Raw genomic sequence first — 23,380 nt, 5'->3', positions numbered from 1 at the left:
CGCTCTTCATGACTTCATTGTTGGTTGAAAATGGCCGTGCGCTAGAGAGTCGCCTCGATTTCAGCGGCCCCTGGCGGGTGCTCAAGGCAAACTGGTGGAAGGTGGTATTGTTTGCCGCCGTGGTGACCCTGGCGGCAGCCCCCTTTATCCTCAGCATGCCGCCCTATTATCAATCCAGTGCGACCCTGCTGCTGAAGGCAGATGCCAACAGCGCTTCCCCTATCGAGCCCGTCTATCGGGTCGATACCAGCCGCCGCGAGTACTACAACACCCAGTTCGAGCTGCTCAAGTCACGCCGGGTAGCCGAGAAGGTGGTTACTCATCTGGGTTTGGCCGAGTTGCCGGAATTCAACGGACAGCCCAATCCCGACAGCTGGCTGAGCCGCATCAAGGGGCTCTGGAGTGCCGCACATCAGGAGGATGCCTCCTCACGCCACCAGCATGCGCTGGAGTATCTGGCCAGACACCTGACCGTCTCGCCGGTGCGCGATACCCAGCTGGTCAGCATCGGATTTGAATCCCGCTCTCCCGAGCTGGCCGCCAGCGTCGCCAATGAGGTGGCCCAGACTTACATCGATCTCAATGTGGAGGAGCGGGTCGATGCCAACACCACGGCATCGCACTGGAACCAGAGCCGGCTGGTGGAGATAAAGGCCAGTCTGGAGAAGCAGGAGAAGCAGCTCGGCGATTTTCTTGCCCGCAATGATCTGCTGACGTTTCGCGGCGTAGATGGTCTGCAAACCGAAGAGCTCGGCATCATCACCAACAAGTACGCGGATGCCCGCGAGCGGCGGCTGGCGGCGCAGGCCGAATTCCAGTCCATTCAGGAGTACGGCCGCAATCCGGCGGCGCTGGCTTCCCTGCCCGAGGTCTCCAACCATCCCCAGATGCAGGATCTGCGCATCGCCCTCATCAAGGCCCAGCAGGAGCTCTCCGAGCTGGCCAAGCGTTATGGCCCCAAGCATGACCGTATTCTGCAGGCCGAAGCACGCATCAAGGCGCTCAATACCCAGTCAAACCAGCTGATGCGGGAGATTGCCGACGGTATCGAGGATCGCTACCAGAGCAGCCAGCGCAAGGAGCAGGAGTACCTCGCCCAGCTTGACGAGAAGAAGCGGGAGTTCTCCTCGCTGGCAGTCAAGAAGGATGAGTACAACAACCTGAAGAACAATATCGACAAGACCCGTCAGCTCTATAACGAGCTGTTCCGCCGTCAGGAAGAGACCCGCCTGAACGCTCAGCTGCACGAGTCGAATGCCATCCTCTACGATGCGGCATCGGTGCCCTTGTTGCCTGCCAAACCAAACAAGATGCTGTTTCTGCTGATGGTGGTGATCATGGCTGGCATGGTTGCCGTGCTGGTAGTCATCACTGCCGGAGCGCTGCGCAATACCCTGGATCGTCTGAGCCAGCTGGTCTCCCAGCTCGGTGGGCGGGTGCTTGGCGAAATACCGCGGCTGGCGGCCCTGCAGGATCAGAGTGCCCTGCTGCGGGTGGGGGCGGTCAATCCCAGAGTGGGGGCCAGTGCCGATGACCTCTACGCCATCATGCGGCTGGAGCCGGGTCAGCTGCAGCGCATCATGATCACCTCGACCCGTGCTGGTGAGGGCAAGTCGACGCTGGCGGCTCTCTGTGCCGCCAGCTTTGCCCGCCATGAGCGGGTGCTGCTGGTGGATGGGGATCTGCGCCGGGGCTCTCTCGGTCGCCAGTTGCTCGGGCAGGCAGCCAGACCGGGGTTGGCCGAGCTGCTCGCAGGCGAAGCCGATTTGGCTGCCTGTCTGGTGCCAAAAGAGGGATTGACCCTGCTGCCGGCTGGCCAGCCGGTCTCCTCCCCGCTGGCACTGCTTGGCTCGCCACGCTGGAGCGAACTGCTGGCAACTCTGGCCGGGCAGTTTGACCGCATCATAGTGGACACCCCTGCGCTGGAGGTCGGCAAGGATGCCCTGCTGCTGGGGCAGCCGCTGGATGGTGCCATTCATGTGATCCAGTCCGGCCAGCTGCCGGCCAGTCGGGTGCTGAGCGTGCTGGCACAACTGCGGGATGCCAGAGTGGCGGTACTGGGGACAGTGCTGACCCAGGTCGCCGAGCGCGATCTGGAAGGGGCGGAGAACCTGAGATTCTGTGGTGCACCCACCCGGGGCGCGCTATGAAACTGCTGCGCAGCATCACCACCATAGGGGGTGCTTCCGTGCTATCCCAGCTGATCGGGGCGTTTTCGGTCTGGTCACTGTCGCACAAGTTCGACATGGCTGCGGTCGGGCTCTATGCCCTCAGCTACAGTCTGGTGCTGATCGGTGCCCAGCTTGCCACCTTTGCCTCGCAACTGCTGTTGCCCAAGCTGGAGGAGGCCGAGCTGCCCGGCAACCTGATCTTTTCCCTGTTGCAGGTCTGGCTGTTCCCCATCCCCTATGTGCTGGTGGTGGTCTGCTTTTTCTCGCTGCCGCTCTGGCCGCTCTACCTGCTGACCGTGACCCACGGGCTGATCCTCATCGCCGAGAATCTGGCCCTGCGGGCCGGCCACTACCAGCTGCTCGGTCTGCAGCGTATCTCGGCCTCCGCCGTGGTGCTGCTCTGTCTGCTGTTGGCCCCTGACATGGCGCACTTCTATCAGTTATGGGCCTGTCTGCTGCTGGTGGTGATCGGGGGCTGGTTGTGGTCTGCCTTTACCTGGCACAGTGCCATGCTGAGGGAGGCTGCCCCGCGCCACCTGCTGCACTTCTTCTCCCGCCATAAAGCGCATCTGGCAGGTGTCGGCAGTGCCGAAGTGCTGGCGATGGTGACGGCTAATCTGCCAACCGTGCTGATCAACTTCTGGTTTTCCCCTCTGGTGGCGGGCTACTTTGCCGTGGTCAACCGCTTCTGTCTGGCGCCCGTGGTGATTGTCGGCAACGCCATCCGCCACTCCATCTTCTCGCGATGGTCGGAGGATTTCCGCCTGCGCCGTTTCAACGGGGAGGAGTTTCGCAAGGTGAAGCGGCTGCTGCTGGCGATGGGCAGTGCGGCCACCCTCGGGATCCTCATCTGCTATCCGCTGGTGATGAAGTGGTTCTTCAATGCGGAGTGGAACGCCTCCATCGATACCTCCCGCTACATGTTGCCCTATGTGTTTACTGCGGTAGCCATCTGCCCGCTGACCGTAATCGAGCTGGTGTTTGGCTCGCCCGGCTACTTTTTGCGGATCCAGCTTGAGCAGCTGCTGGTCGTGGTGATCGCCTTCGTGCTGTTGCCCTGGCTGCAACAGGAGTACGCTCTCTGCGTGCTGGCCTTCTCTCTGCTGACTGCGGTGCGCTACGGCTTCGTCTTTTTGCGGGTCAACCGCCGGGCTGCCGAGTTGCAGGGGCGGATGGAGCTGGCCTCGTGAACAGCGCCCTCATCATGCAGGCCAATCTGCTGCTGTCGCTGGTGATCTGTGGCCTGGCCCAGTACGTTACCGGTATTACGGCCTTCCTCTGGCTTCCCTTCCTGCTGGCCATTGCCACCTTGATGTTGCTGCCGCTGCAGACGCGTTACAGCCCGTTGCGGCTCGACTATCAGGAGAAGGTGCTGCTGCTGCTCTACTGTGGCTTGCTGGTGCTGGCGCTGCTGGGCACCCTGCTTCAGCAGGGGGGCATGGTGACTATCATCGGTTTCAAGAACGAGCTGGCGCTCTCTCTGCTGCTCCCCTGCCTGTTGCTCGGCTTCTGCCGCGAGTCACAGATTTACCGCATCATGAAGCTGGTGGAGTGGGTCTTCTACCTGCAGATCCCGGTGGTGCTGTTTCAGGTGCTGGTGGTGGTGCCGAAACGGGTGGCAATGCGCGGCGAGTTTGAGAAGTGGGACTCAGTGGTCGGCACCTTCGGGGGGGATCCCATGGGGGGCGGTAATACCGGTGCACTCGGCTTCTTCTGCCTGCTGGTGATGCTGATCAAGCTCTCCGAGTTTCGTCACGGCCTCATTTCGCGTCGTTCGGTCGCTTTTCACATTCTTGCCGCCTTTGCCATCTGCGTGCTGGCCGAGGTGAAGTTCGTTATCCTGCTGTCCCCCTTGCTGCTGGCCTGGGTCTGGCTCTCGCCAAGCTATGTCAGGGGGATGAAGAGCTATGACCTCAAGCGTCTGCTGCTGATTGCGCTGGCGATGACGGCGCTGGTGGCAGTGGCCGTTCTGGTGCTGGCTGCCTCCTACTCATCGGCGTTCGAGGGGGCCGGGCAACAGGGGGCCATTGCGCTGTTTATCGACTCCCTCGGCTATATCTTCGATCCTAACCACATCAACCCGGAAACCGGCGAGCTGGGGCGGGTGACGACGCTCTTTTTCTGGGCCAGCAACGGTGATCACCACGGTCTCAGCAATCTGCTGTTTGGTTATGGCCTCAACACCACCAACCATGGCAGCACCCTGCCCGGTTTTCTCAACCCCCTGTTCAACGTGCTGCTCGACTCCACGTCCCTCAGCGTGTTGCTGTGGGAGGTGGGACTGATGGGCACCCTGATCTTCATCGCGCTGATCGTTCTGCTGCTCTGGTGCTGCCGTCCCCATCCGTTGCTGGATCGCCAGCTGCTGAGCACGGCAGATGTGCGTCTGCTCAGCTACCAACCCGCTTTCATCGCGTTCGGGATCGCCTGCCTGCTGAGCTTGCCTTACAGCCAGCTGCTGATGCTGATCCCTGTGCAGCAGTTTCTCTTCTATTTCGTGCTGGGTGCCGCCCTGGTGATCCGTTCTTCGGTTCGGCAGGCCACCAGCTCTTGTGAGGTGTCATGACTCCATCCCCCCTTATCTCCGTCATCATCAAGACCTACAACGAGGAGGCAGGGATTGCCGACACCATAGCCAGCATCAGGATCGCTCTGGCCGACTACTCCCACCAGATTATCGTGGCGGACAGTCTCTCGACCGACCGCACCCAGGCGATCGCCTGCCAGCTGGGAGTGACTGTCGTCAGCCTGACCAACCCGGCCGATCGCTGTTGTGGTGTGGGGCCACAGCTTGGCTACCTCTTCAGCGAAGGGGAATTCCTGCTGCTGCTCGATGGCGACATGAAGCTGGAGCCGGAGTTTGTGCCAGCCGCCATTGCGCATATGCACTCCCATCCCGAGTGCGGTGGCGTGGCCGGGCGGGCCGAGATGGATGATGCCCACAGCTACGAGTTCAAGTCGCGCAAGCAGCGCATCAACCAGATCTATCCGCTGGGCGAGTCGCGCTGGCTGTGTGGTGGCGGTCTGTTTCGACGCAGCGCCATCGAGCAGATCGGCTATCTCACCAATCGCAACCTGCATGGTTACGAAGAGGCGGAGCTGGGTATCCGGCTGCGTCAGGCGGGCTATCGGCTGGAGCGGCTCGATGTCCCCTTCTTCTTTCACACCTCCCACACCATGGACTCCCTTGCCCTGATCCGTTACCGCTGGCGCATGGGGTATCTGTTTGCCAGCGGCGAGCTGGTGCGCTCGGCGTGGGGGCAGCCCTATTTTCGCGAGGTGTTGTCGGTGATCCGCTCCGAGCTGCTGTTCGGGCTCTACCTGCTGGCACTCCTGTTCTGCGTACTGCTTTTCGCAGCCGGGCTGCCGTTCTGGTTGCCGTTGCTGGCGCTGACACCGCTGGGTGGCTTCATCGCTCTCAAGTGGTTGAAAAACCGCTCCCTGCAAGATGCCCTGCGCAGTGTCATGAACCTCTCCATCTATGCAGCTGGCCTGGTACGCGGCCTGCTGTTGCCCCTGCGCTCCCCGCGCGAGGCGCCCGCCCATCGTCTGATCCAGGAGTCATTGCCGTGAAGGTGCTCTTTGCCAACAAGTTCTTTTTCATGAAGGGAGGTGCCGAGACCGTCCTTTTTCAGGAACGGGAGATGGTGCGTCAGGCGGGTCATCAGGTGATCGACTTTGCCATGCAGCATCCGGAGAACCTCCCCTCGCCCCAGAGCGGCTACTTTCCGGCCAACGTCGATTATCACCAGCGGCACGGGCTTTTCGATCGGCTGAAGATCGCCGCTCGCTTCATCCACAATCAGGAGGCCTGTGATCGGCTGGCGGAGCTTATCCGTGCCGAGCGGCCCGATATCGTTCACTTTCACAACATCTACCACCAGCTCACCCCGGCAATCATCCGGGTGGCCAAATCCCTGGGCTGCAAGACGGTGCTGACAGCCCACGACTACAAGGTGGCCTGTCCCAACTACAGCATGCTGGTCGATGGCGAGCCGTTCGATCTGACCCGGATCGAGGGTTCCTGGCTCAAGCTGTTTCGCCATCAGTGGCAGGAGGGGTCGTGGGGCAAGAGCCTGCTGCTCTCTGCCGAGGCGGCCTGGCAACAGTGGCGCCGCAACTATGAGCAGGTCGATGCATTGGTGGCGCCGAGCGCCTTCATGGCCGGGATGCTTCGCACCCGGCTACCCGCTTCCCGCATCGAGGTGATCCTCAATGGCATAGATGTCGAGTCGAGCCGCGAAAGCGGAGAGGATCGGGGGTACTTTCTGTTCCTCGGCCGCCTGATGGCCGAGAAAGGGGTCGAGACGCTTGCCCGTGCCCATCAGCGCATGACGCGGCCGGCGGGCCTCAAAATTGTGGGCGGTGGCCCGCTGCTGGCGCGCCTCGGGCAGCATTATCCCAATGCCGAACTGCTGGGGTTCAAGCAGGGGGAAGAGTTGCTCGATCTGCTGCGCCACGCCAAGGCCGTGGTGGTGCCGTCCGAGTGGTACGAGAACTGCTCCATGTCGGTACTGGAGGCGATGGCCTATGGCAAACCGGTGATCGGGGCTCGAATTGGCGGGATTCCGGAGCAGATCCGCGACGGTCTCGATGGCCTGCTGTTCGAGGCGGGCAATGCCGACGAGCTGGCCCGCTGCATGGACAGGCTGGTGGCCGAGCCGGAGCAGACGGCGGCCATGGGGCGTTCGGCCCGTCAGCGGCTGATCGACAACTACTCCCTCGCCAGCCACCAGCAAGCTCTGCTGGCGCTCTACCAGTCGTTGCTGGAGGAGAAACAGAGATGAGCTTCTGGCACGAGTTGAAAGCCGAACTGGCGCTCAATCCGAGCAAGACGGCGCGCCTGTTCCTGCTCTGCTACCGGTTGGCACAGGGAGGCCGCTTTATGAGGCTGCCCGGCTTGTTGCTGCTCAAGGGATTCAAGCTGCTGTGCGGCCTCGATATCTCGCCAAGAGCCCGGCTGGGTTGGGGTCTGCGCCTCTATCACCCGCAGAATATCGTCATCGGTGACGGTGTGCAGATGGGGCGTGACTGCACTCTGCGCCACAACTGCACCCTGGGCAACAAGCCTGATCGCCAAAGCGGCCAGCTCCTCTCGCCCATCGTGGGGGACGGGGTCGAGTTCGGCACCGGCGCCATCGTCATCGGGGCCATCGCCATTGGTGATCATGCCTGTGTCGGTGCCGGCGCCGTCGTTACTCGTTCCGTCCCGGCTCGCGCCGTTGTTGCGGGCAATCCCGCCAGAATCATTCGAGAAGATCATGAAGCAGATTAGTGTGACCGTGCTCGGTACCCGGGGGATCCCCCATGTACTGGGCGGTGTCGAAACCCATTGTCAGTCCCTCTACCCGGAGCTGCATCGCCAGTTCGACGTGGCGGCGACCGTGCTGGCTCGCGCCCCCTATGTGAATTACCGAAGCGGCGAGTTTGAAGGGGTGGCTCTCAAGGCGTTGCCCGCCCCCAAAAAGAAGTCGCTGGAGGCAATCCTCCACTCTCTGCTCGCGGCTTTTTACTGCCGCCGTCATGCCTGCGATCTGGTGCATGTCCATGCCATCGGCCCGGGGCTGGTGGTGCCGCTGCTGAGGTTGCTTGGCAAGAGGGTGGTCTTTACTCATCACGGCCCCGATTATGACCGCCAGAAGTGGGGGGCGCTGGCCAAGTGGGTGTTGCGTCTTGGCGAGCGCTGGGCGGTACGTTATGCCAGCGAGGTGATCGTTATCTCCGAAGTGATCAACGAGGCGATCCGCCGCCAGTACGATCGCCAGGACGCCCACCTCATCTACAACGGGGTGAAACGGGTCGGGTTGCCGGCAGCGGACAAGAGGGAACTGACGCTGGCCCGTTTCGGACTGACCGCTGGCAGCTATCTGGTGGCGGTGGGCCGCTTCGTCGAAGAGAAGGGGCTGCACGATCTCATCGCCGCCTACCGCCAGCTCGATACCGAGCTGCCGCTGGTACTGGTGGGGGATACGGATCACCCTACCCCCTACAGCGAGCGCTTGCAGCGGATAGCGGATGAAACACCGGGGGTGATCCGCACCGGTTTCCTCAATGGCGAGGCGCTGATCAGCGTCTTTTCACAAGCCGCCTTGTTTGCCATGCCCTCCTATCACGAGGGGTTGCCGATCGCCCTGCTGGAGGCGCTCTCCTTCTCCCTGCCGGTGGTGGTGAGCGACATTCCCGCCAATCTGGCGGTGGCGCTGCAACAGGAGTGCTATTTCCCGGTCGGCGATGTTAGTGCGCTGGCAGAGCGACTCAACGCCCAGCTGACTCGCGGCAAGGTCGATTACAGCGATTATCTGCAGCGGTATGATTGGCAGCGGATCGCCGGCCAGACCATGGCGGTCTACCGCAAGGCCGTGGGCCAGCCGCAAGGAGAGAAGCAATGAACTCGCTACAGCAGAAGTCGCAGGGGGCGATAGACCGCTTCTACCGTGCTCTCTCCCCCGAGGTGGCCGGGAGCCTGAGTGAAACCCAGCGCGACGGTATCGAGCAGGCGCTGCGGCTGATGAGTGATGGCAAGTCGCACACCATCAACGTCAACAGCGCCTTCGGCATCGGTCGCTGGCGCTGCTATCTGGTGGTGCTGATGGGACGGGATCGCCGTCACCGCGGGCGGGAGAGCGGCTTTCGCTTTCACCTCAAGGTGCTGCTGACCACCCTGCTGTTGCTGCTGGGGATCTGCGGCATGGTGCTGCTGCTCTATCTGGTGAAGTCAGCCCTTGGCATCGACATCTTCAAGCACTTCTCGTTCGGGGTGTGGGATCTGTTTAAAAAGAGCGTGCTGATGTAATGAAAGAGGGCTCCTGCGGGAGCCCTTTTGCGTTACTGGATGTCTATCTCGGCCAGACGATACCAGCCACTCTCTTCCAGACCGGCAATGCCGAGCTGCAGAGCGGGCTGCTTGTCCTGACCGATGAAGGCCAGCTCGAGATAGTAGTGACCGCGTGCCATCCGGCCCGGCAGGGTCAGGCTGTCGCGAGTGGTAGCCTTGCTGCCCGGGATCCAGCGGGTCATGTCGTTGCGGGTCACCAGCATGGCGCCGACCTGCCCTTCGTCGTTGACCAGCCGGTAGGTGAGCGGCCAGTTGCGATAGGCCGGCGCTACCCCGTCGTTGTGCCAGTCGCCGTTGAGGGCAAGGGTAGCCCCCGGCTTCATGGTTCCCTTGAGGGTCAGCTGGTCCAGCACGATGCGATAGCCCATCTTGCGCAGGGCATTGTCGACGATGGGTCGATATTGGGGCGGAACCGGATCCGACTTGAGATTGATGGTGGAGGCGTGTTGGGCCAGCGCCCAGTCAAAGGTGGCCTTGACCTCCTCCATGGTGTACTGCTGCTGGCCTGGCCACTCGCTCAGCTTGCCGCACACCTCGAAACTGACCGGCGCCCGCTGCCAGCTGGAATCGAAGTTCGCCACATCGGCGCGGGCGCTCGCCAGTCGTTCCGGGTAGGCATTGCGCATGTGGCTCCAGCTTTGGGAGAAGTGGTGCCAGTCGCCGAGGCAGTCTGCCCGCCAGCCGGCTCCCTTGCCCACGGCATACTCAAACATGGGCAGGTTGTTGATGAGCATCAGCTTGGGGGTTCGCGGAAAAGCGGCCATCTGCAGGTCAACATAGGGTTTGAGCTGCTCGCTGCTGTAGCGCTGTTCCAGCGTCGGGCCAGGGAAGTTGCTCATGTGCCACTCCCCCCATGAACCTATCATGCCGATGTCGACATGACTCAGCGCCGGGTTGCCATCGTAATGGGCGCCCAGCGCCTGAAACAGCCGGGTGGCACGGGCGAGGAACTGCGGGTCGCTGTAGTCGGGCACAAAGGTCTGGTGGTTGTTCACCCACTCTCCCCGAATCCCCTTGTTGATGAGCCACTCCGGGATCTTGCTGCCAGAGAAGGGCTCGTCAAGGGTCATGACCCTGAGGGCAATCGACTGTTTCGGGGTGGCGTGCTGTGCCTGATCGATGGCCCTGTCGATCAGAGCAAAGTTGTATTCGCCCTCCCGTGGCTCCAGCTCGCTCCAGTAGAAGCGGAAGTAGTCGACCGTGCTGACCGGATGTTCAGCCAGAGAGAGGGGATGACCCCAGCTGTTGTGAAACTCTTCGATACCGACGCCGGGATTGTGCAAGAGGTCTTCGACCGGTTCGGGATGAATGGTGAGGGTACCGGCCAGAGCTCCCTGAGCCCATAGCAAGCCGGAATAGAGCAGGATCCTGCCCGGATGCATTTTCATGTGATCGTCCGCCTGTGGAACATGGTTGCATGCTAGGAAATTGGCGGACAAAGGCCCAGCCGGTTCCGCTGTTTTCGAGAAGAACCGACTGAAGCCTTTGTTGTCTAGGTCAGGGATTGACGGAGGTTGTGCCCTCAGTCGTCATTGTCATGTCCGGCTGGGCGGGACTCGACACTCTGTTGCCCCATCACCTGATACCAGTCGAGCTTGCGGGTCAGCATCATGATCAGCGCCAGGGTGGCGAACAGCAGCAGGGCGCCGAGCAGCAGGGCGATCTCTTCGGCTTGCAGCAGGCTGTAGAGGATGGCATAGACCAGCCCGAGCAGCGCTGCGAAGCCGATCCCCTGCTTCGGGCCACTCAGCACATGACTGAGGTAGAAGCCGTTGAGCAGCACGCTGGCCAGCGCGGCCACCAGATAGGCCCAGCCAAAGCCGAGGTGTTCGGTCAGCGCCAGCAGCACCAGATAGAAGATGGCCAGCCCCATGCCCACCAGCGCGTACTGGATCGGGTGAACCCGCAGCCCCTTGAGCAGCTCGAACATAAAGAAGCTGATAAAGGTGAGGCCGATGAAGAGCAGGGCATATTTAGCCGCCCTCTCATTGAGTTGATAATGATCCACCGGCTGCACCAGACTGACGCTGAAGGTGGAGAGATGGCTATCACCCCCGTTCATCATCCGGTTGAAGCGGGTCTCCATGTCGCTGGCGAACCAGCTGGTTTGCCAGTTGGCCTCAAACCCTTGTGGGCTCAGGGTGCGACTGCTCGGCAGAAAGTCACCGATAAAGTTGGGGTGGGGCCAGCTGCCCGCCAGCTGCAGGGTGCTCTCCTTGCCCAGCGGGACTATGTCGAGGGCGTTCATCCCCTGTAGATTGAGCTCCAGATGGAAGGTGCCATCCTGCTGCGGCAGGCTGTCGATCGGGGCATGGATACCCGCGAGCGCATCACCGAGGCGGGCACCGGGGGCAAACGGGATCCGCTGTGTGCCGAGTTGCAGTTCGGGGACGCTGTTGATACCGCGGGCATCGGAGAGCACCAGGCTCAGGTAGGGTTTGCCCGCCACCAGCTCGGCCGTTTCACCGAGCGGTGAGGTCGCGTCATTCAGCAAACTCTGCCGGGTGGGCAGGCGGCCGGATAGGGTGAGGCGGGTCTGGTAGACCTGCGCCTGATAGATGCCGAGCTTGCGCGGGGTCACCTCCATGATGGCCTGCACGTCCAGCTGTTCCGGCAGCAGGTAGCGATAGGTCTGCTCCTGACGGACGAAGCGCTTGCCATCCTGCTCGACCGTCACCGAACGGGTATAGGGCTGCACGATAACCGGCCCCATCAGCCGTTGCGGGCCACTGCTGCTGGCCATGATGCTCTGGATCGCCTGATTGCGGTAAATCTGCCGCTCCCGGTTCAGCTCCATGATGGATTGCACCGGTACCATCAGCAGCAGGCTGAGCAACAGCAGCAGAAAGATCTTGTGGGTGAATATCTGTTTGACCATGACACGTCTCCTTGTTGGATGGAGTGAGTCTGTCAGTCCGGTGTGAAGTGGTGATGGGTCTGTGTGAAGTGGTGGTGAAGGGGGATAAAAAAACCGGCATTGCGCCGGTTTCTGGAGGAATTACAGGGTCTTCAGCTTCCCGGGCAATGCGGCCAGCACCTCTTCTTTCGCCTTGAGGGAGGCGAACTGCTTGCCGGGCTTTTGCACCACGGTATGGACAAAGATCAGCTGTTTGCCCGGTTTGCTGGCCCAGCCGACGAACCAGCCGATCTGCTGATCGCGGTTGAGGCTGCCATCCAGCTTCTTCGGGTAGCCCATGCCGGTCTTGCCGTGGATCTGCCAGCCGTCGATCTCGCTCACCTTGAGGATATTGGCGGTGTACTGCAGGGTTTGCGCCGAGACCGGAAGCTTGCCGCTCAGCATCTTGCCTAGGAAGCGGGCCTGCTCCTCCGGACTGATGGCGAGGCTGGAGCTGAGCCAGGCCTGGGTCAGGCCGTCATGTTTGCCCGGATTACCGGAGAGATCCCGATTGCCGTAGTCGAAGCGGTCGACATATTGCTGGAAGCGCTCCATCCCCAGCCATTCGGTGAGCTGCTGGGAAAACCAGACCACCGAGTAGGTTTCCCAGCGGCGCGGGGTGGTGGTTTCACGCCAGGCGGGCAGCCAGCCGTCATAGCTCGGTTTGTAGGGCAGCGCCGGATGCTCTTCATCCACCAGATAGCCACTGTCGTAACCCATCAGCGCCAGCGGGATCTTGAAGGTGGACGCGGGCGGCAGCTGGCTGGAGCAGTCCCCTTCGCTGGAGAGGGTCTGGCCGTTGCCGTCAGCATAGAGAAAGCAGCCGCTGGCGGCGGAGGCAGGCAGGGCTGCGAGCAGACCGGCAGCCAGCAGGCTGGAGAGAAGCAGGCGGGACATAGCATTTCCTTGAGCAAATGGATGAGAGAAAGCGGCAGTCTAATGCCGCTTTGTGTGGGGAATGTGAAGTTGCGGGGGGACTAGGCGAATGGCAGCCAGAGTTCCGCCAGCGCGCCTCCTTCCGGCCGGTTGCTCAGGGTCAGACGGCCGCCATGCTGGTGGGCTACCTCATGGGTGAAGCTGAGCCCCAGACCACTGCTCTTGCCCTTGTCCGGTCGTGGCAGGGAGTAGAAGCGCTCGAAAATGCGCGGCAATGCGTAGTCGGGAATGCCGGGGCCGCAGTCGGTAACCCGAAAACAGTAGCCCTCCTCCTGCTGGCTGCCGCTCAGGGTGACCAGCCCGTAGGCGGGAGAGAAGTCGATGGCGTTATCCAGCAGGTTGCCGATGGCCTGCTCCAGCAGCAGCGGATCCCACTTCTGTTTCGGCGCGCTGGCCAGCTCGGCGACCAGCGCTACCTGCCGGCGCTGGGCGATAATCTGGCGGGCATCGAGCGCCCGCTTGCCGAGCCCGGCCGGCTCTACCGCTTGCCGATCCAGCCCCTGCCCCGACTCAAGCCGTGCCAGTTGCAGCATTCGCTCGATCAGCTGCTGCATGCGGGCACTCTCCTGATTGATATTGCCGATAAAGCGCCTGGCCACCTCGGGGGGCGGCGTTTCGGCCAGGATCTCCCCTGCCCCGCGAATGGCGGCCAGCGGGCTCTTCAGCTCGTGGGTCAGGCTGTGCACATAGGCTTCGATGTAGCTTTTGCCATCGAGCTGGTGGCGCATGGTCTCCAGCGAGCGGCCGAGCCGATCCAGCTCGACTGTGTGCAACTGCGGCAGCGGTGCCGCCTCCCCCTTGCTGACTGAGTCGGCGTAGTGCACCAGCTTGCCGATGGCGCGGTTGAGCCACCACACCAGCAGGCTGCCGATCAGCAGCGAGATGAGCAGCATCTGGCCGCCGGCCCGCAGCAGCTCCTGTTCCCCCCGCTCGATGGCGGGCATCAGGGTGCGATTGGGTTTGGCGACGGTGAGGGAGCCGATGATCTCGGCACCCTCCCGCAGCGGCGCTGCCACATACATGGTCGAGCTGGTGGCATCGTCGGGATCGGTGCGGGTGCTGCGGGCGCCATATTGGCCGCGCAGGGTGCGGTAGACATCGTTCCAGCGGGAATAATCCTTGCCCAGATCCGTGCCGTCGGAGTCGTAAATCACCATACCCTTCTGGTCAGTGACATAGATGCGGTACTCCGCCTGCTGCTTGAGGTGGCCATCGATCATCGCATTGATGGGATTCTGGTTGAGGCGGGCGAAGGCGCTGGCCAACCGCCCGTTCATCATATTGTCCTCTTTCAGGTCATCGAGCGCGAGCGGCGCCAGCAGCTGGGTCATATCCACCAAAGTATCCTCGGTGGCGCTGCGCACCCCGGGTTTGATCTCCTCGACGAAGATCTCCAGCACGAACCAGGCGGCCAGCGCGAAGATCAGCAGCAGGCCGCACAGCAGTTGTAGTCCGAGTCTCATGCCAGCTCCAGGCTGTAGCCCAGCCCGCGATGGGTGAGGATCAGGTTGGCTTCTGGATCATGTTCGCGCAGCTTGGCGCGGATGGTCTTGACGTGGGTATCGACGGTGCGATCCAGACTCTCCTCCGCATCCTGCCACACCAGATCCATCAGCTGCTGGCGGGAGTAGACCCGCCCCGGCGCCTGCATCAGGGTCTTGAGCAGCAGATATTCGTAACGGGTGAGGGCCAGCGGCTGACCGCGAAAGTGAATGCGGGCACGCTCCTCATCCAGTACCAGCAGGGCGCTGGGTTGGGGAGCGACGGGTTGGCTGCGGCGCAGGATGACCCGCACCCGGGCACACACTTCCCGTGGCGAGAAGGGTTTAGCCACATAGTCGTCGGCACCTATCTCCAGCCCGATCAGTCGGTCTATCTCCTCGCTGCGGGCGGTGAGGAACATCAGGGGAATATCGGTCAGCGCCCTCACCTGCTTGCAGAGTTCGAAGCCGCTGATGTCGGGTAGCCCCACATCGAGGATCAGGAAGTCGGGTCGCGTCTGTTCCAGTCGTGTCAGCAACTGTTGGCCCAGCATGAACCACTCCACCTCGAACCCGTCGGTCTGCAGGGCGTAAATCAGGGTGTCGGCGATGCTGGCCTCATCCTCCACCAGCCAGATGACTCTCTTTTGCATGGCATCCTCGTCGCAAATTGGCACCCCATTCTGGCATCGAACCAAATCGGATCCTATTTGCTGTTTTATTTTTCCGAAAAAGGGGCTAATATTTCGATGTTCTTTCGAATCGAAACTTAAAAATGACCAAACGTAATACTCAACAACGCCGACACACCATAGTGACCCTGGTACAAGAGCAGGGTGAAGTGAGCGTCGACGCCCTTGCCAAACACTTTTCTACCTCCGAAGTGACTATCCGTAAAGATCTGGCGGTACTGGAGACCGGTGGTCTGCTGCTGCGCCGTTACGGTGGCGCCGTCCCCTTGCCGAGCGAGATGGTGGTCGAGGTCAACCCTGAACAAGTTTCGAACCGAAAGTTAGCCATTGCCCGTGCGGCGGCCGAGCGGCTGCGTGATCACAACCGCGTCATCATCGACAGCGGCAGCACCACCAGCGCCATGATCCCCATGCTGGGCAACAAGCGCGGCCTCATCGTGATGACCAACTCCCTCAATGTGGCCGGTGCCCTGCGCGAGCTGGAAAATGAGCCTACCCTGTTAATGACCGGTGGCACTTGGGACCCTCACTCCGAATCCTTCCAGGGGCAGGTGGCGGAACAGGTGCTGCGCTCCTACGACTTCGACCAGCTCTTTATCGGTGCCGACGGCATCGACCCGGAGCGTGGCACCACCACCTTCAACGAGCTGGTGGGCCTGTCGCGGGTCATGGCCGAGGTGTCGCGGGAGGTCATTGTGATGGTCGAATCGGAAAAGATCGGCCGCAAGATCCCCAATCTCGAACTTCCCTGGTCGAGCATCCATACCCTGGTGACCGACGAGGGGCTGGCCAGCGAGGCCAGAGAACAGATTCAAGCCCAGGGGGTGACGCTTATCTGCGCCCCGGTCACTTGCTGACATCGAGCTCTGAACCATCCAACTGACTTTACGATTTGTATCTCAAGGAGAAGTGTATGTGTGGCATCGTCGGGGCTGTTGCCCAACGTGATGTGGCTGAAATTCTGGTAGAGGGCCTGCGCCGTCTGGAGTACCGCGGTTATGACTCAGCCGGTGTGGCCGTGTTCAGCGCCAACCAGCCGCTGCAGCGGGTTCGCCGTCTGGGCAAGGTGGCCGAGCTGGCCAAGGCGCTTGACGAGCAGTCCGTCCACGGCGGTACCGGCATCGCCCATACCCGCTGGGCCACTCACGGCGAGCCCTCCGAACGCAACGCCCACCCCCACGTCTCCGAGCATATCGTGGTGGTGCACAACGGCATCATCGAGAACCACGAAGAGCTGCGGGAAGAGTTGAAGGCGCTGGGCTATGTGTTCAGCTCCGACACTGACACCGAAGTGATTGCCCATCTGGTCCATCACGAGCTGAAGAGCGCCGGCAGCCTGCTGGCCGCCATGCAGACTGCGGTGAAGCAGCTGCGCGGTGCCTACGGTACCGTGGTGATGGACAGCCGCGACGACAGCCGCGTGGTGGTTGCCCGCTCCGGTTCACCGCTGGTGATCGGCCGCGGTATCGGCGAGAACTTTATCGCCTCCGACCAGATGGCGCTGCTGCCGGTGACCCGTCGTTTCATCTTCCTGGAAGAGGGTGATGTGGCCGAAGTGACCCGCCGTGACGTGCATATCTTCGATACCAACGGCAACGCTGTGGTGCGTGAAGAGCAGGAGTCCGAACTCTCCCACGATGCCGGTGACAAGGGTGAATACCGTCACTACATGCTCAAGGAGATCCACGAGCAACCCAAAGCGATCACCAACACCCTGGAAGGGCGTCTGGGCAGCGATCACGTGGTGGTCGAATCGTTCGGCAACGGCGCGCGCGCCATCTTTGACAAGGTGGAGCACGTGCAGATCGTTGCCTGCGGCACCTCCTATCACTCCGGCATGGTGGCTCGCTACTGGTTCGAAGAGATCGCCGGCGTCTCCTGCGATGTGGAGATTGCCTCCGAGTTCCGCTATCGCAAATCGGTAGTGCGTCCCAACAGCCTGCTGGTGACCCTCTCCCAGAGTGGCGAGACCGCCGATACCCTGGCGGCGCTGCGTCTGGCCAAGGAATCCGGCTACATGAGCTCGCTGGCTATCTGCAACGTGCCGGGCTCCTCGCTGGTGCGTGAATCGGATCTGGCCTTTATGACCCGCGCGGGGGCAGAGATTGGTGTGGCCTCCACCAAGGCGTTCACCACCCAGTTGGCTGGCCTGCTGATGCTGGTGGCCTCGGTCGGTCACTGCCGTGGCCACCTTAGCGCGTCCGCCGAGGCTGAACTGGTCAAGGCGCTGCAAGCCCTGCCGCTGCGTATTAAAGAGAGTCTGGCGCTGGCCAAGGATATCGAAACCCTGGCCGAAGAGTTTGCCGACAAGCAGCACAGCCTGTTCCTCGGCCGCGGCAGCCAGTACCCCATCGCCATGGAGGGGGCGCTCAAGCTCAAAGAGATCTCCTACATCCACGCCGAAGCCTATGCCGCTGGCGAGCTGAAGCATGGCCCGCTGGCGCTGATCGATGCCGAGATGCCCATCATTGTGGTGGCGCCGAACAACGATCTGCTGGAGAAGCTCAAGTCCAACGTGGAAGAGGTGCGCGCCCGTGGCGGTATCCTCTACGTGTTCGCCGATGCCGACACCGGCTTCAAGAGCGACGAGACCATGCGGGTCATGAACCTCAACCATGTGGAAGAGGTGATCGCCCCCATCGTCTATACCGTGCCGCTACAGCTGCTCTCCTACCACGTTGCCCTGATCAAGGGCACCGACGTGGACCAGCCGCGCAACCTGGCAAAATCGGTGACCGTTGAGTAAGTCACTTTCTGAAATGAAAAAGAGCCGCAATTGCGGCTCTTTTTGTTTCGGCTGAGGGTTACGACAGCCGCAGGTTGGTGATGGTGACCTCATCGAGGGAGGGCACTATGATGCCGCTGGTGATCCCCTTGGCGATGGCCTGACTGCGGTTCTTCGAGTCGGTCTTGTTGGTCACCTGGGTCAGGTGAAAGTTGACCGTCCGCTCACTGATACCGAGGATGGTGGCGATCTCCCAGGAGGTCTTGCCCTCGCTGGCCCAGAACAGGCACTCCTTCTCCCGATCCGACAGTTCGGTCAGGTATTTCATCATATCCGGTCTGCTTTTTATCAGTTGCAGTGCGGAGTTGAAGATGTAGCTGGCGCAGAACGACAGCAGCGGGACATTTTCAAACATCAGGTCGGAGTTGGATTTGTCCTTGGTGATGAAAGAGAGGATGCCGTGCTCCCCCTGCGGGGTGTGCAGCGGAAAGGAGACGCCATTGCGTACCCCGAAATCAGCCGCCAGGTTCATCACGTCGCGGCTGGCGCTGGGCAGCCAGGGCGAGTCGCAGTCGAGCTTGTTCCAGAAGATCGGCTGGGTCTGTTTCAGCCCCAGATAGACCACCGGATCCTGGGTCAGATACTGGTTTTCGCTATAGGCGTCAAACCAGGTGGTCGGACAGTTGTTGAACAGTGCCACGTGGGATTTTTGCATGCTGATGGGGAAAATAATCAGCAGCCGAAAGTAATCAAAGCCCATTTGATGACTGAAGCGCTCCAGCAGTTGCTGGATATCGCTGGTTTTTGTTGCCTTGGTGAACTTGTCGATATGTTCCCAGATCGCATCGTTGAGCATTACTTTCTCCTTTTTCGATCTCTATCACACTGATCGAAAAGATTTTTTATCGTTATTTATATTTGTGCGGTGGCTATTGGCGCCACTTATTCCGTGCGTGCTTAAAAATTATCCTGTTTTTGTGCATAAAGGCCAAGAAAATCCTCTCGTTGCCAGTCCGCCCTGCATTTGAGATAATGATAATAGTTATCATTAGTAAGATGTATTTCAATGAACAAATTATGGGGTGTGGCCCTGCTGCCACTGTCAGTCCACTTTGCTGCCATCGGGGATGAGCTGGTTGCTCCCGCCCTCAAGAACAGCATAGCTGCCGGGAAAGCCTCCCAGCAGCGAGTGGAAAAAGCCGCCGATGCCGCCGTTGCCGCACGACTGGAGCTGCAAAACGCCCAGCTGCAACTGCGTGACCTCGAAGCCTACAACCGCTACATGCAATCTCTGGTGGCCGATCAGCAAAATGAGCTGGGTAAATTGAGCCAGCAGCTTGAAGCGGTGCAAGAGACCCGTCAGGGCTTGATCCCGCTGATGTTGCAGATGCAGGCAGATCTGGAACAGCTGGTGCAAAACGACATCCCGCTGCGCAAGGAAGATCGGCTGGCGCGGGTTGAACAGTTGAAAGCGACCCTGGCCCGCGCAGACGTTAGCGAGGCAGAGAAATTCCGTCAGCTGCTGCAGGCCTATCAGATTGAAGCCGAGTACGGTAGCCGGATGGACAGCTATTCCGCCGAGCTGGAGCTGGATGGTGCCCCGCGTCGGGTCGATGTGCTGGCGCTGGGCCGGGTCTCCCTGCTGGCAATGACGGCCGATCGCAGTCAGGCATGGCGCTGGTCTGCCGAGTCTAAGCAGTGGCAAGCCCTCGACAGCCAGTGGCTCTCCCCTATCGCCGAGGCGATGGATGTGGCCGCCGACAAGAAAGTTCCCCAGTTGCTCAATGTCCCCCTCTCTGTCAGCCGCAGTCAGGAGGCCCAATCATGAGAGTCACCATGAAGTGGTTCCCCCTCCTTATTGCCCTCTCCTGCGGAACCAACGCCGCTGTCGCCGATGAGTGGCAGCAGCAGGAACAGGCTCGTGAACAGCAGGCTCAGCAAGATCTGGCGACCGTTGCCAAGGAGCTCGGCACTGCCCGCGCCAGACTGGCCGAGGCCCAGCGCCTGAGCAAGGAGCTGGCCGGCAAGTTCGCCAGCAACGAGAAGCAGCTGGTCGAGCTTAACGCCCAGTGGGAGCAAGCCTCCGGCGATATGAACGAGATCTTCGCGGTCACCCGTCAGGGCGCCAGCGATGCGGTCAAGCTGCTGAGCGAATCCGCCGTCGAGGGCCAGTACCCGGAGCGTCTCGCCCCGCTGAAAGCCATGGCACAGGATAAACAGGTGCCGGATCGCGCCGCCCTCGCCCTGCTACCCGCCACGCTGCTGCAGGAGATCCGCGAATCTGGCCGGATTGCCCAGTTCAACGGCAAGGTGCTCGATGCCCAGGGGGCTGCCAGCGAGCAGTCGCTGACCCGGGTTGGCAGTTTTGCCCTGCTGGGGAGCGAAGGCTTCCTGCAACCGACCGCCGAAGGCTTGAGCCCGGTACTGGGTCTGCCCGGTAGCGTGCTCTCTGCCGTTGCGGCTTATCAGGGTCAGGAAGGGGAAGCGCTGCCGCTGGATCCTTCGCATGGCACTCTGCTGGCGATGCTGGCACAGGCGCCCACCTTCTGGCAGCAGGTACAACAAGGTGGTCAGGTCGGCGCCATTATCGTGCTGTTGGCCGCCATCGGTTTGGGTATCGCTGCGGTACGGCTGTGGAGCCTCTCCCGCGAACTGGGTCGGGTGCGCCGCCAGCTCAAGAGCGGCGAGTATCACGCCGACAACGCCCTCGGCCGGGTGCTGACGGTGGCAGACAAACACCCCGAGCTGAGCATGGAGACCCTCGAGCTGCGTCTTGATGAGGCGATCCTGCAGGAGACTCCTCGCATGGAGCGCGGCATCGGCATGGTCAAGGTAATCGCGGCCATCGCCCCCATGCTGGGTCTGCTCGGTACCGTGACCGGGATGATCGGCACCTTCCAGGCCATCACCCAGTTTGGTACCGGCGATCCCAAGATCATGGCGGGCGGTATCTCCATGGCGCTGGTCACCACGGTACAGGGTCTGGTGGCGGCCATTCCGCTGATCCTGGCCCACAGCCTGCTGCAATCGCGCTTCACCGAGCTCTCCAATGTACTGGAGCAGCAGGTAGCCGGTATTTTGGCCGAGCGCGCCGAGAGCAATAACGGCGGGATGGAGCGAGCAGCATGATGCTCGACATCTGGCAACAGCTGCAGAGTTTCATGGGCCGTGGCGGCCCTGTGCTCTGGGTCATTCTGGCCCTGCTGGTGCTGATGTGGATTTTGATGATCGAGCGGCTGCTCTACCTCAATCTGGGTTTTGGCCCCTTGCAGCAACAGCTGCTCGGCCGCTGGCAGGCCCGCAGCGAGCGCCACAGTTGGCACGCCCGGGCGATCCGCAGCCGCTGGCTGGCGCAGGCAGAGTTGGAACTGAACCGTCATCTGATCTTCATCCGCACCCTGGTGGTGCTCTGTCCCATGCTGGGGTTGCTGGGCACTGTGACCGGCATGATCGGCGTATTCGATGCGTTGGCTGCGGCCAACCGCTTTAACCCGGAGAGCATGGCGGGCGGGATCTCCCGCGCCACTATCCCCACCATGGCGGGCATGGTGGTGGCGCTCTCCGGCGTGTTGTTACTCAGTCGGCTCGAGAGTCAGGCCAAGCGTGCGCTGGCCAAGACCCGGGACGGCCTGCGAGAAGAGAAGGTAATGCAATGAGACGGCAATCCAAACGCCAGCGTGACGAAGTGCAGATCGACATGACCCCCATGCTGGATATCGTGTTCATCATGCTGATCTTCTTTATTGTCACCACCTCCTTCGTGCGTGAAGCCGGACTCGAGGTGCACAGACCCCAGGCCAGTCAGGCCAAGGCGCAGAAATCCTCCAGCATCATGCTGGCGATTGGGGCTCAGGGTCAGATCTTCCTCGACCGCAAGCAGATCGATGTGGAGCGGGTACAGGCCACCATCGCCCGCCTGCTGGCGGAGCAGCCCGATGCTAGTCTGGTGATCCAGGCCGATGAGCGGGTGCCCCACGGCAAGGTGGTGCGGGTGATGGATGAGGCCAAGGCGGCGGGTATCGCCAATATCGCCGTGGCGGTGGCGCCAAAATGAAATACAAGCTGATGAGCCTGGGGCTGGGGATTGCCCTCAGTCTGGGCATCCTGCTGTTTATGGCCACGCTGGTTGAACCGCCCCGGGGCGAGAAGGTGGCGAGCGAACAGAAGCCCATCGTCATCAATATGCAGAACGAGGTGACCGAGGTGCAGGTGCGCGAGCGTCCGGTGCCACAGGAACCCGAGCCTCTGCCAGAGCCTCCCGCGGCATTGGCCTCGACACCGCTGCCGATGCCTGCCGCGGCCCCCTTGGCGGCCGTTGAGCCGAGTCTGGATCTGGTCTCCAGCCTCAGCGCGGTGCAGGTTTATGCCCCCGGAGTGGCGACCAGTACCGCACCGGTATTGAGTGGCAACTACCACGGCCAGCAGCAGGGAGCGGGTATCGGTGCCGGTGACATGCTGATGCCGCTGCAACGGATCGAGCCGGTCTACCCCTATCGTGCCCAGCAGTCAGGGATCGAAGGATTTGTCACCCTGCGCTTTAGTGTGAATGCTGAAGGTGGCGTGCAGGATGTGGAAGTGGTCGAGGCCAAGCCCAAGCATCAGTTCGAGCGGGCGGCCATTCAGGCGATCAACAAGTGGCGCTATCAGCCGAGACTGGGCGCTACCGACAAGCTGGTGCAAGTCATCACGCTAAAATTCAAACTGGAGTCATAACTATGTTGCGGATCTGGATCTGTCTGCTGGCCCTGGTCGGTCAAGCCTGTCTGGCGATGGAGGTCAGCCCTCACTTCTCCCGTCAGCTTGAACCCGTGATGAAGTTCTATCAGTCCGGTCAGTGGCAACAAGCCCAGAGCAAGGCGTCCGGCCTCAAGCCAAATAGCGATGCCGAGCGTGCCTGGCTGGCGCAGTTGCAAGCCTCGCTGGCGGCCAATCTGCAACAGACCGCCCAGGCGAGCCGTTATGTCGAACAGGCCCTTGCCTATAAAGAGTGGCCCGAGCAACAACAGCTCCAGCTGCTGCGACTGCGCGGCGATATTCAGGCCCAGCAATCCAACTGGTCTGGTGCCATCGCCAGCTACAAGGCGGCGCTGGCGCTCAAGCAAGACGATGCGCTGCGCCTGCGTCTGGCTGGTCTCTATTACCACAACAAGCAGTACGGTGACGCCGCCAGTCAGAGCGAACAGTTGTTGAAAAAGGGTTGGCAGAAACAGGCTGCCATCATTCGTCTCTCCGCCCTCACCGCTCAGCAACGTTATGGCGTGGCTGCCGATCAGGCGGCCGAGCTGATCCGTCACGAGCCGACAGAGAGCAAATGGTGGCAGCAGGCGGTGTCGCTCAACCTCTCCGCCAAACGTGGGGATCAGGCGTTGGCTCTGTTGCAAACAGCTATCGACAGAAACCTGATGGATGATGCGTCTGCCCGCAACCAGCTGATCCGTCTCTATGCCTGGCAAGGGCTGCCTTATCGTGGTGCCCGTCTGCTGGAAGCGGCCATGGCCAAGGGACAGATGAAGCAAAGTGCTGAAAACCGCCAACTGCTGGCCCAATTATGGGAAGGTGCCCGGGAGTGGTCACAAGCGGTCGATAGCTGGCAGCTGCTCGCCAACCAGCACGGTCAGCCCAAAGCCGCCATGCGCGCCGCCGA

The 23,380-nt window shown here is 61.4% G+C and carries 22 protein-coding genes (1 of these 22 only partly in view); 16 read left to right on the top strand and 6 right to left on the bottom strand.

Annotated features, from left to right (window positions below; genetic code table 11):
• Positions 1–8 precede the first annotated feature (8 nt).
• Genes I6L41_RS16375 through I6L41_RS16340 form a run of 8 tightly spaced genes read left to right on the top strand, consistent with a single transcriptional unit; the run spans position 9 to position 8,964 of the window.
• Positions 9–2,150, top strand: coding sequence for a polysaccharide biosynthesis tyrosine autokinase (locus I6L41_RS16375; protein WP_208737441.1), 2,142 nt, complete (start codon positions 9–11; stop codon positions 2,148–2,150).
• Complete coding sequence (locus I6L41_RS16370; protein ID WP_216960073.1) at positions 2,147–3,361, top strand: lipopolysaccharide biosynthesis protein; 1,215 nt, start codon at positions 2,147–2,149, stop codon at positions 3,359–3,361. Before I6L41_RS16375 ends, I6L41_RS16370 begins: the two co-directional genes overlap by 4 nt.
• Positions 3,358–4,737, top strand: coding sequence for a capsular biosynthesis protein (locus I6L41_RS16365; RefSeq protein ID WP_254203317.1), 1,380 nt, complete (start codon positions 3,358–3,360; stop codon positions 4,735–4,737). Before I6L41_RS16370 ends, I6L41_RS16365 begins: the two co-directional genes overlap by 4 nt.
• Entirely contained in the window at positions 4,734–5,744 is a 1,011-nt protein-coding gene (locus I6L41_RS16360) for a glycosyltransferase family A protein (RefSeq protein ID WP_216960070.1), read from the top strand. The genes I6L41_RS16365 and I6L41_RS16360 overlap by 4 nt, the downstream gene beginning before the upstream one ends.
• Positions 5,741–6,958, top strand: coding sequence for a glycosyltransferase family 4 protein (locus I6L41_RS16355; protein ID WP_216960067.1), 1,218 nt, complete (start codon positions 5,741–5,743; stop codon positions 6,956–6,958). The genes I6L41_RS16360 and I6L41_RS16355 overlap by 4 nt, the downstream gene beginning before the upstream one ends.
• A complete protein-coding gene (locus I6L41_RS16350) occupies positions 6,955–7,446 on the top strand; it encodes a serine acetyltransferase (protein ID WP_216960064.1) in 492 nt (163 codons plus the stop codon). The genes I6L41_RS16355 and I6L41_RS16350 overlap by 4 nt, the downstream gene beginning before the upstream one ends.
• Positions 7,433–8,560 (top strand): glycosyltransferase family 4 protein, encoded by a 1,128-nt coding sequence (locus I6L41_RS16345; protein WP_216960061.1) that lies wholly within the window; start codon positions 7,433–7,435, stop codon positions 8,558–8,560. The genes I6L41_RS16350 and I6L41_RS16345 overlap by 14 nt, the downstream gene beginning before the upstream one ends.
• Entirely contained in the window at positions 8,557–8,964 is a 408-nt protein-coding gene (locus I6L41_RS16340) for a hypothetical protein (protein WP_216960059.1), read from the top strand. Before I6L41_RS16345 ends, I6L41_RS16340 begins: the two co-directional genes overlap by 4 nt.
• Before the next feature lie 32 nt (positions 8,965–8,996).
• On the opposite strand, the gene I6L41_RS16335 is transcribed toward I6L41_RS16340, so the two are convergent.
• The 5 genes from I6L41_RS16335 to blrA form a co-directional block, all read right to left on the bottom strand.
• Entirely contained in the window at positions 8,997–10,394 is a 1,398-nt protein-coding gene (locus tag I6L41_RS16335; protein WP_216960056.1) for a DUF4832 domain-containing protein, read from the bottom strand.
• 134 nt (positions 10,395–10,528) lie between these two features.
• Positions 10,529–11,884 carry a cell envelope integrity protein CreD gene (gene creD / locus I6L41_RS16330; protein WP_216960054.1) on the bottom strand — a complete coding sequence of 452 codons (1,356 nt, stop codon included), beginning with the start codon at positions 11,882–11,884 and terminating at the stop codon, positions 10,529–10,531.
• Positions 11,885–12,004: 120 nt separating this feature from the next.
• A complete protein-coding gene (gene blaOXA, locus I6L41_RS16325; protein WP_216960052.1) occupies positions 12,005–12,799 on the bottom strand; it encodes an OXA-12 family class D beta-lactamase in 795 nt (264 codons plus the stop codon).
• An 80-nt stretch (positions 12,800–12,879) separates the two neighbouring features.
• Positions 12,880–14,301: a two-component system sensor histidine kinase CreC gene (gene blrB / locus I6L41_RS16320; RefSeq protein WP_216960049.1), complete on the bottom strand. Its 1,422-nt coding sequence runs from the start codon at positions 14,299–14,301 to the stop codon at positions 12,880–12,882.
• Positions 14,298–14,972 carry a two-component system response regulator CreB gene (gene blrA, locus I6L41_RS16315; protein WP_216960046.1) on the bottom strand — a complete coding sequence of 225 codons (675 nt, stop codon included), beginning with the start codon at positions 14,970–14,972 and terminating at the stop codon, positions 14,298–14,300. Before blrA ends, blrB begins: the two co-directional genes overlap by 4 nt.
• A gap of 122 nt (positions 14,973–15,094) precedes the next feature.
• On the opposite strand from blrA, the gene I6L41_RS16310 reads away from it, so the two are divergent.
• Entirely contained in the window at positions 15,095–15,868 is a 774-nt protein-coding gene (locus I6L41_RS16310) for a DeoR/GlpR family DNA-binding transcription regulator (protein ID WP_005355851.1), read from the top strand.
• Between the two features lie 56 nt (positions 15,869–15,924).
• Positions 15,925–17,757, top strand: coding sequence for a glutamine--fructose-6-phosphate transaminase (isomerizing) (gene glmS, locus I6L41_RS16305; protein ID WP_216960043.1), 1,833 nt, complete (start codon positions 15,925–15,927; stop codon positions 17,755–17,757).
• 58 nt (positions 17,758–17,815) lie between these two features.
• On the opposite strand, the gene I6L41_RS16300 is transcribed toward glmS, so the two are convergent.
• Positions 17,816–18,592, bottom strand: a complete 777-nt coding sequence (locus I6L41_RS16300) for a LuxR family transcriptional regulator (protein ID WP_005339360.1) — start codon at positions 18,590–18,592, stop codon at positions 17,816–17,818.
• Positions 18,593–18,802: 210 nt separating this feature from the next.
• On the opposite strand from I6L41_RS16300, the gene I6L41_RS16295 reads away from it, so the two are divergent.
• The 6 genes in view from I6L41_RS16295 to I6L41_RS16270 are tightly spaced (at most 2 nt apart) and all read left to right on the top strand, a layout consistent with a single transcriptional unit that may run on beyond the window.
• On the top strand, positions 18,803–19,564 hold the full coding sequence (locus I6L41_RS16295; RefSeq protein ID WP_005339362.1) for a DUF3450 domain-containing protein: 762 nt from the start codon (positions 18,803–18,805) through the stop codon (positions 19,562–19,564).
• Complete coding sequence (locus I6L41_RS16290) at positions 19,561–20,865, top strand: MotA/TolQ/ExbB proton channel family protein (RefSeq protein WP_042082287.1); 1,305 nt, start codon at positions 19,561–19,563, stop codon at positions 20,863–20,865. Before I6L41_RS16295 ends, I6L41_RS16290 begins: the two co-directional genes overlap by 4 nt.
• Positions 20,862–21,392: a MotA/TolQ/ExbB proton channel family protein gene (locus tag I6L41_RS16285; RefSeq protein WP_005339367.1), complete on the top strand. Its 531-nt coding sequence runs from the start codon at positions 20,862–20,864 to the stop codon at positions 21,390–21,392. The genes I6L41_RS16290 and I6L41_RS16285 overlap by 4 nt, the downstream gene beginning before the upstream one ends.
• Entirely contained in the window at positions 21,389–21,790 is a 402-nt protein-coding gene (locus I6L41_RS16280) for a biopolymer transporter ExbD (RefSeq protein WP_005339369.1), read from the top strand. The genes I6L41_RS16285 and I6L41_RS16280 overlap by 4 nt, the downstream gene beginning before the upstream one ends.
• Positions 21,787–22,449, top strand: a complete 663-nt coding sequence (locus tag I6L41_RS16275; RefSeq protein ID WP_216960039.1) for an energy transducer TonB — start codon at positions 21,787–21,789, stop codon at positions 22,447–22,449. Before I6L41_RS16280 ends, I6L41_RS16275 begins: the two co-directional genes overlap by 4 nt.
• A 2-nt stretch (positions 22,450–22,451) precedes the next feature.
• Positions 22,452–23,380 carry the 5' portion of a hypothetical protein gene (locus I6L41_RS16270; protein WP_216960035.1) on the top strand. The gene runs 250 nt beyond the window's last position, so 929 of the gene's 1,179 nt are visible here — the first part of the coding sequence; its start codon is at positions 22,452–22,454; the stop codon falls past the right edge of the window.

It is taken from the genome of Aeromonas sp. FDAARGOS 1411 (genome assembly GCF_019047125.1).
GTDB classification, from domain to species: domain Bacteria; phylum Pseudomonadota; class Gammaproteobacteria; order Enterobacterales; family Aeromonadaceae; genus Aeromonas; species Aeromonas veronii.
Note: the sequence above shows the minus strand (reverse complement) of the source record. Positions and strands in the feature narration are given on the sequence as shown.

Excerpts from the sequence above, each read along its gene's own strand:
- I6L41_RS16370 (WP_216960073.1), top strand. The coding sequence starts at position 2,147 with ATGAAACTGCTGCGCAGCATCACCACCATAGGGGGTGCTTCCGTGCTA.
- I6L41_RS16295 (WP_005339362.1), top strand. The coding sequence starts at position 18,803 with ATGAACAAATTATGGGGTGTGGCCCTGCTGCCACTGTCAGTCCACTTT.
- I6L41_RS16340 (WP_216960059.1), top strand. The coding sequence starts at position 8,557 with ATGAACTCGCTACAGCAGAAGTCGCAGGGGGCGATAGACCGCTTCTAC.
- I6L41_RS16275 (WP_216960039.1), top strand. The coding sequence starts at position 21,787 with ATGAAATACAAGCTGATGAGCCTGGGGCTGGGGATTGCCCTCAGTCTG.
- I6L41_RS16280 (WP_005339369.1), top strand. The coding sequence starts at position 21,389 with ATGAGACGGCAATCCAAACGCCAGCGTGACGAAGTGCAGATCGACATG.
- I6L41_RS16345 (WP_216960061.1), top strand. The coding sequence starts at position 7,433 with ATGAAGCAGATTAGTGTGACCGTGCTCGGTACCCGGGGGATCCCCCAT.
- blrB (WP_216960049.1), bottom strand. The coding sequence starts at position 14,301 with ATGAGACTCGGACTACAACTGCTGTGCGGCCTGCTGCTGATCTTCGCG.
- creD (WP_216960054.1), bottom strand. The coding sequence starts at position 11,884 with ATGGTCAAACAGATATTCACCCACAAGATCTTTCTGCTGCTGTTGCTC.
- I6L41_RS16350 (WP_216960064.1), top strand. The coding sequence starts at position 6,955 with ATGAGCTTCTGGCACGAGTTGAAAGCCGAACTGGCGCTCAATCCGAGC.
- blrA (WP_216960046.1), bottom strand. The coding sequence starts at position 14,972 with ATGCAAAAGAGAGTCATCTGGCTGGTGGAGGATGAGGCCAGCATCGCC.
- I6L41_RS16290 (WP_042082287.1), top strand. The coding sequence starts at position 19,561 with ATGAGAGTCACCATGAAGTGGTTCCCCCTCCTTATTGCCCTCTCCTGC.
- I6L41_RS16310 (WP_005355851.1), top strand. The coding sequence starts at position 15,095 with ATGACCAAACGTAATACTCAACAACGCCGACACACCATAGTGACCCTG.
- I6L41_RS16360 (WP_216960070.1), top strand. The coding sequence starts at position 4,734 with ATGACTCCATCCCCCCTTATCTCCGTCATCATCAAGACCTACAACGAG.
- I6L41_RS16375 (WP_208737441.1), top strand. The coding sequence starts at position 9 with ATGACTTCATTGTTGGTTGAAAATGGCCGTGCGCTAGAGAGTCGCCTC.
- I6L41_RS16335 (WP_216960056.1), bottom strand. The coding sequence starts at position 10,394 with ATGAAAATGCATCCGGGCAGGATCCTGCTCTATTCCGGCTTGCTATGG.
- glmS (WP_216960043.1), top strand. The coding sequence starts at position 15,925 with ATGTGTGGCATCGTCGGGGCTGTTGCCCAACGTGATGTGGCTGAAATT.
- blaOXA (WP_216960052.1), bottom strand. The coding sequence starts at position 12,799 with ATGTCCCGCCTGCTTCTCTCCAGCCTGCTGGCTGCCGGTCTGCTCGCA.
- I6L41_RS16300 (WP_005339360.1), bottom strand. The coding sequence starts at position 18,592 with ATGCTCAACGATGCGATCTGGGAACATATCGACAAGTTCACCAAGGCA.
- I6L41_RS16285 (WP_005339367.1), top strand. The coding sequence starts at position 20,862 with ATGATGCTCGACATCTGGCAACAGCTGCAGAGTTTCATGGGCCGTGGC.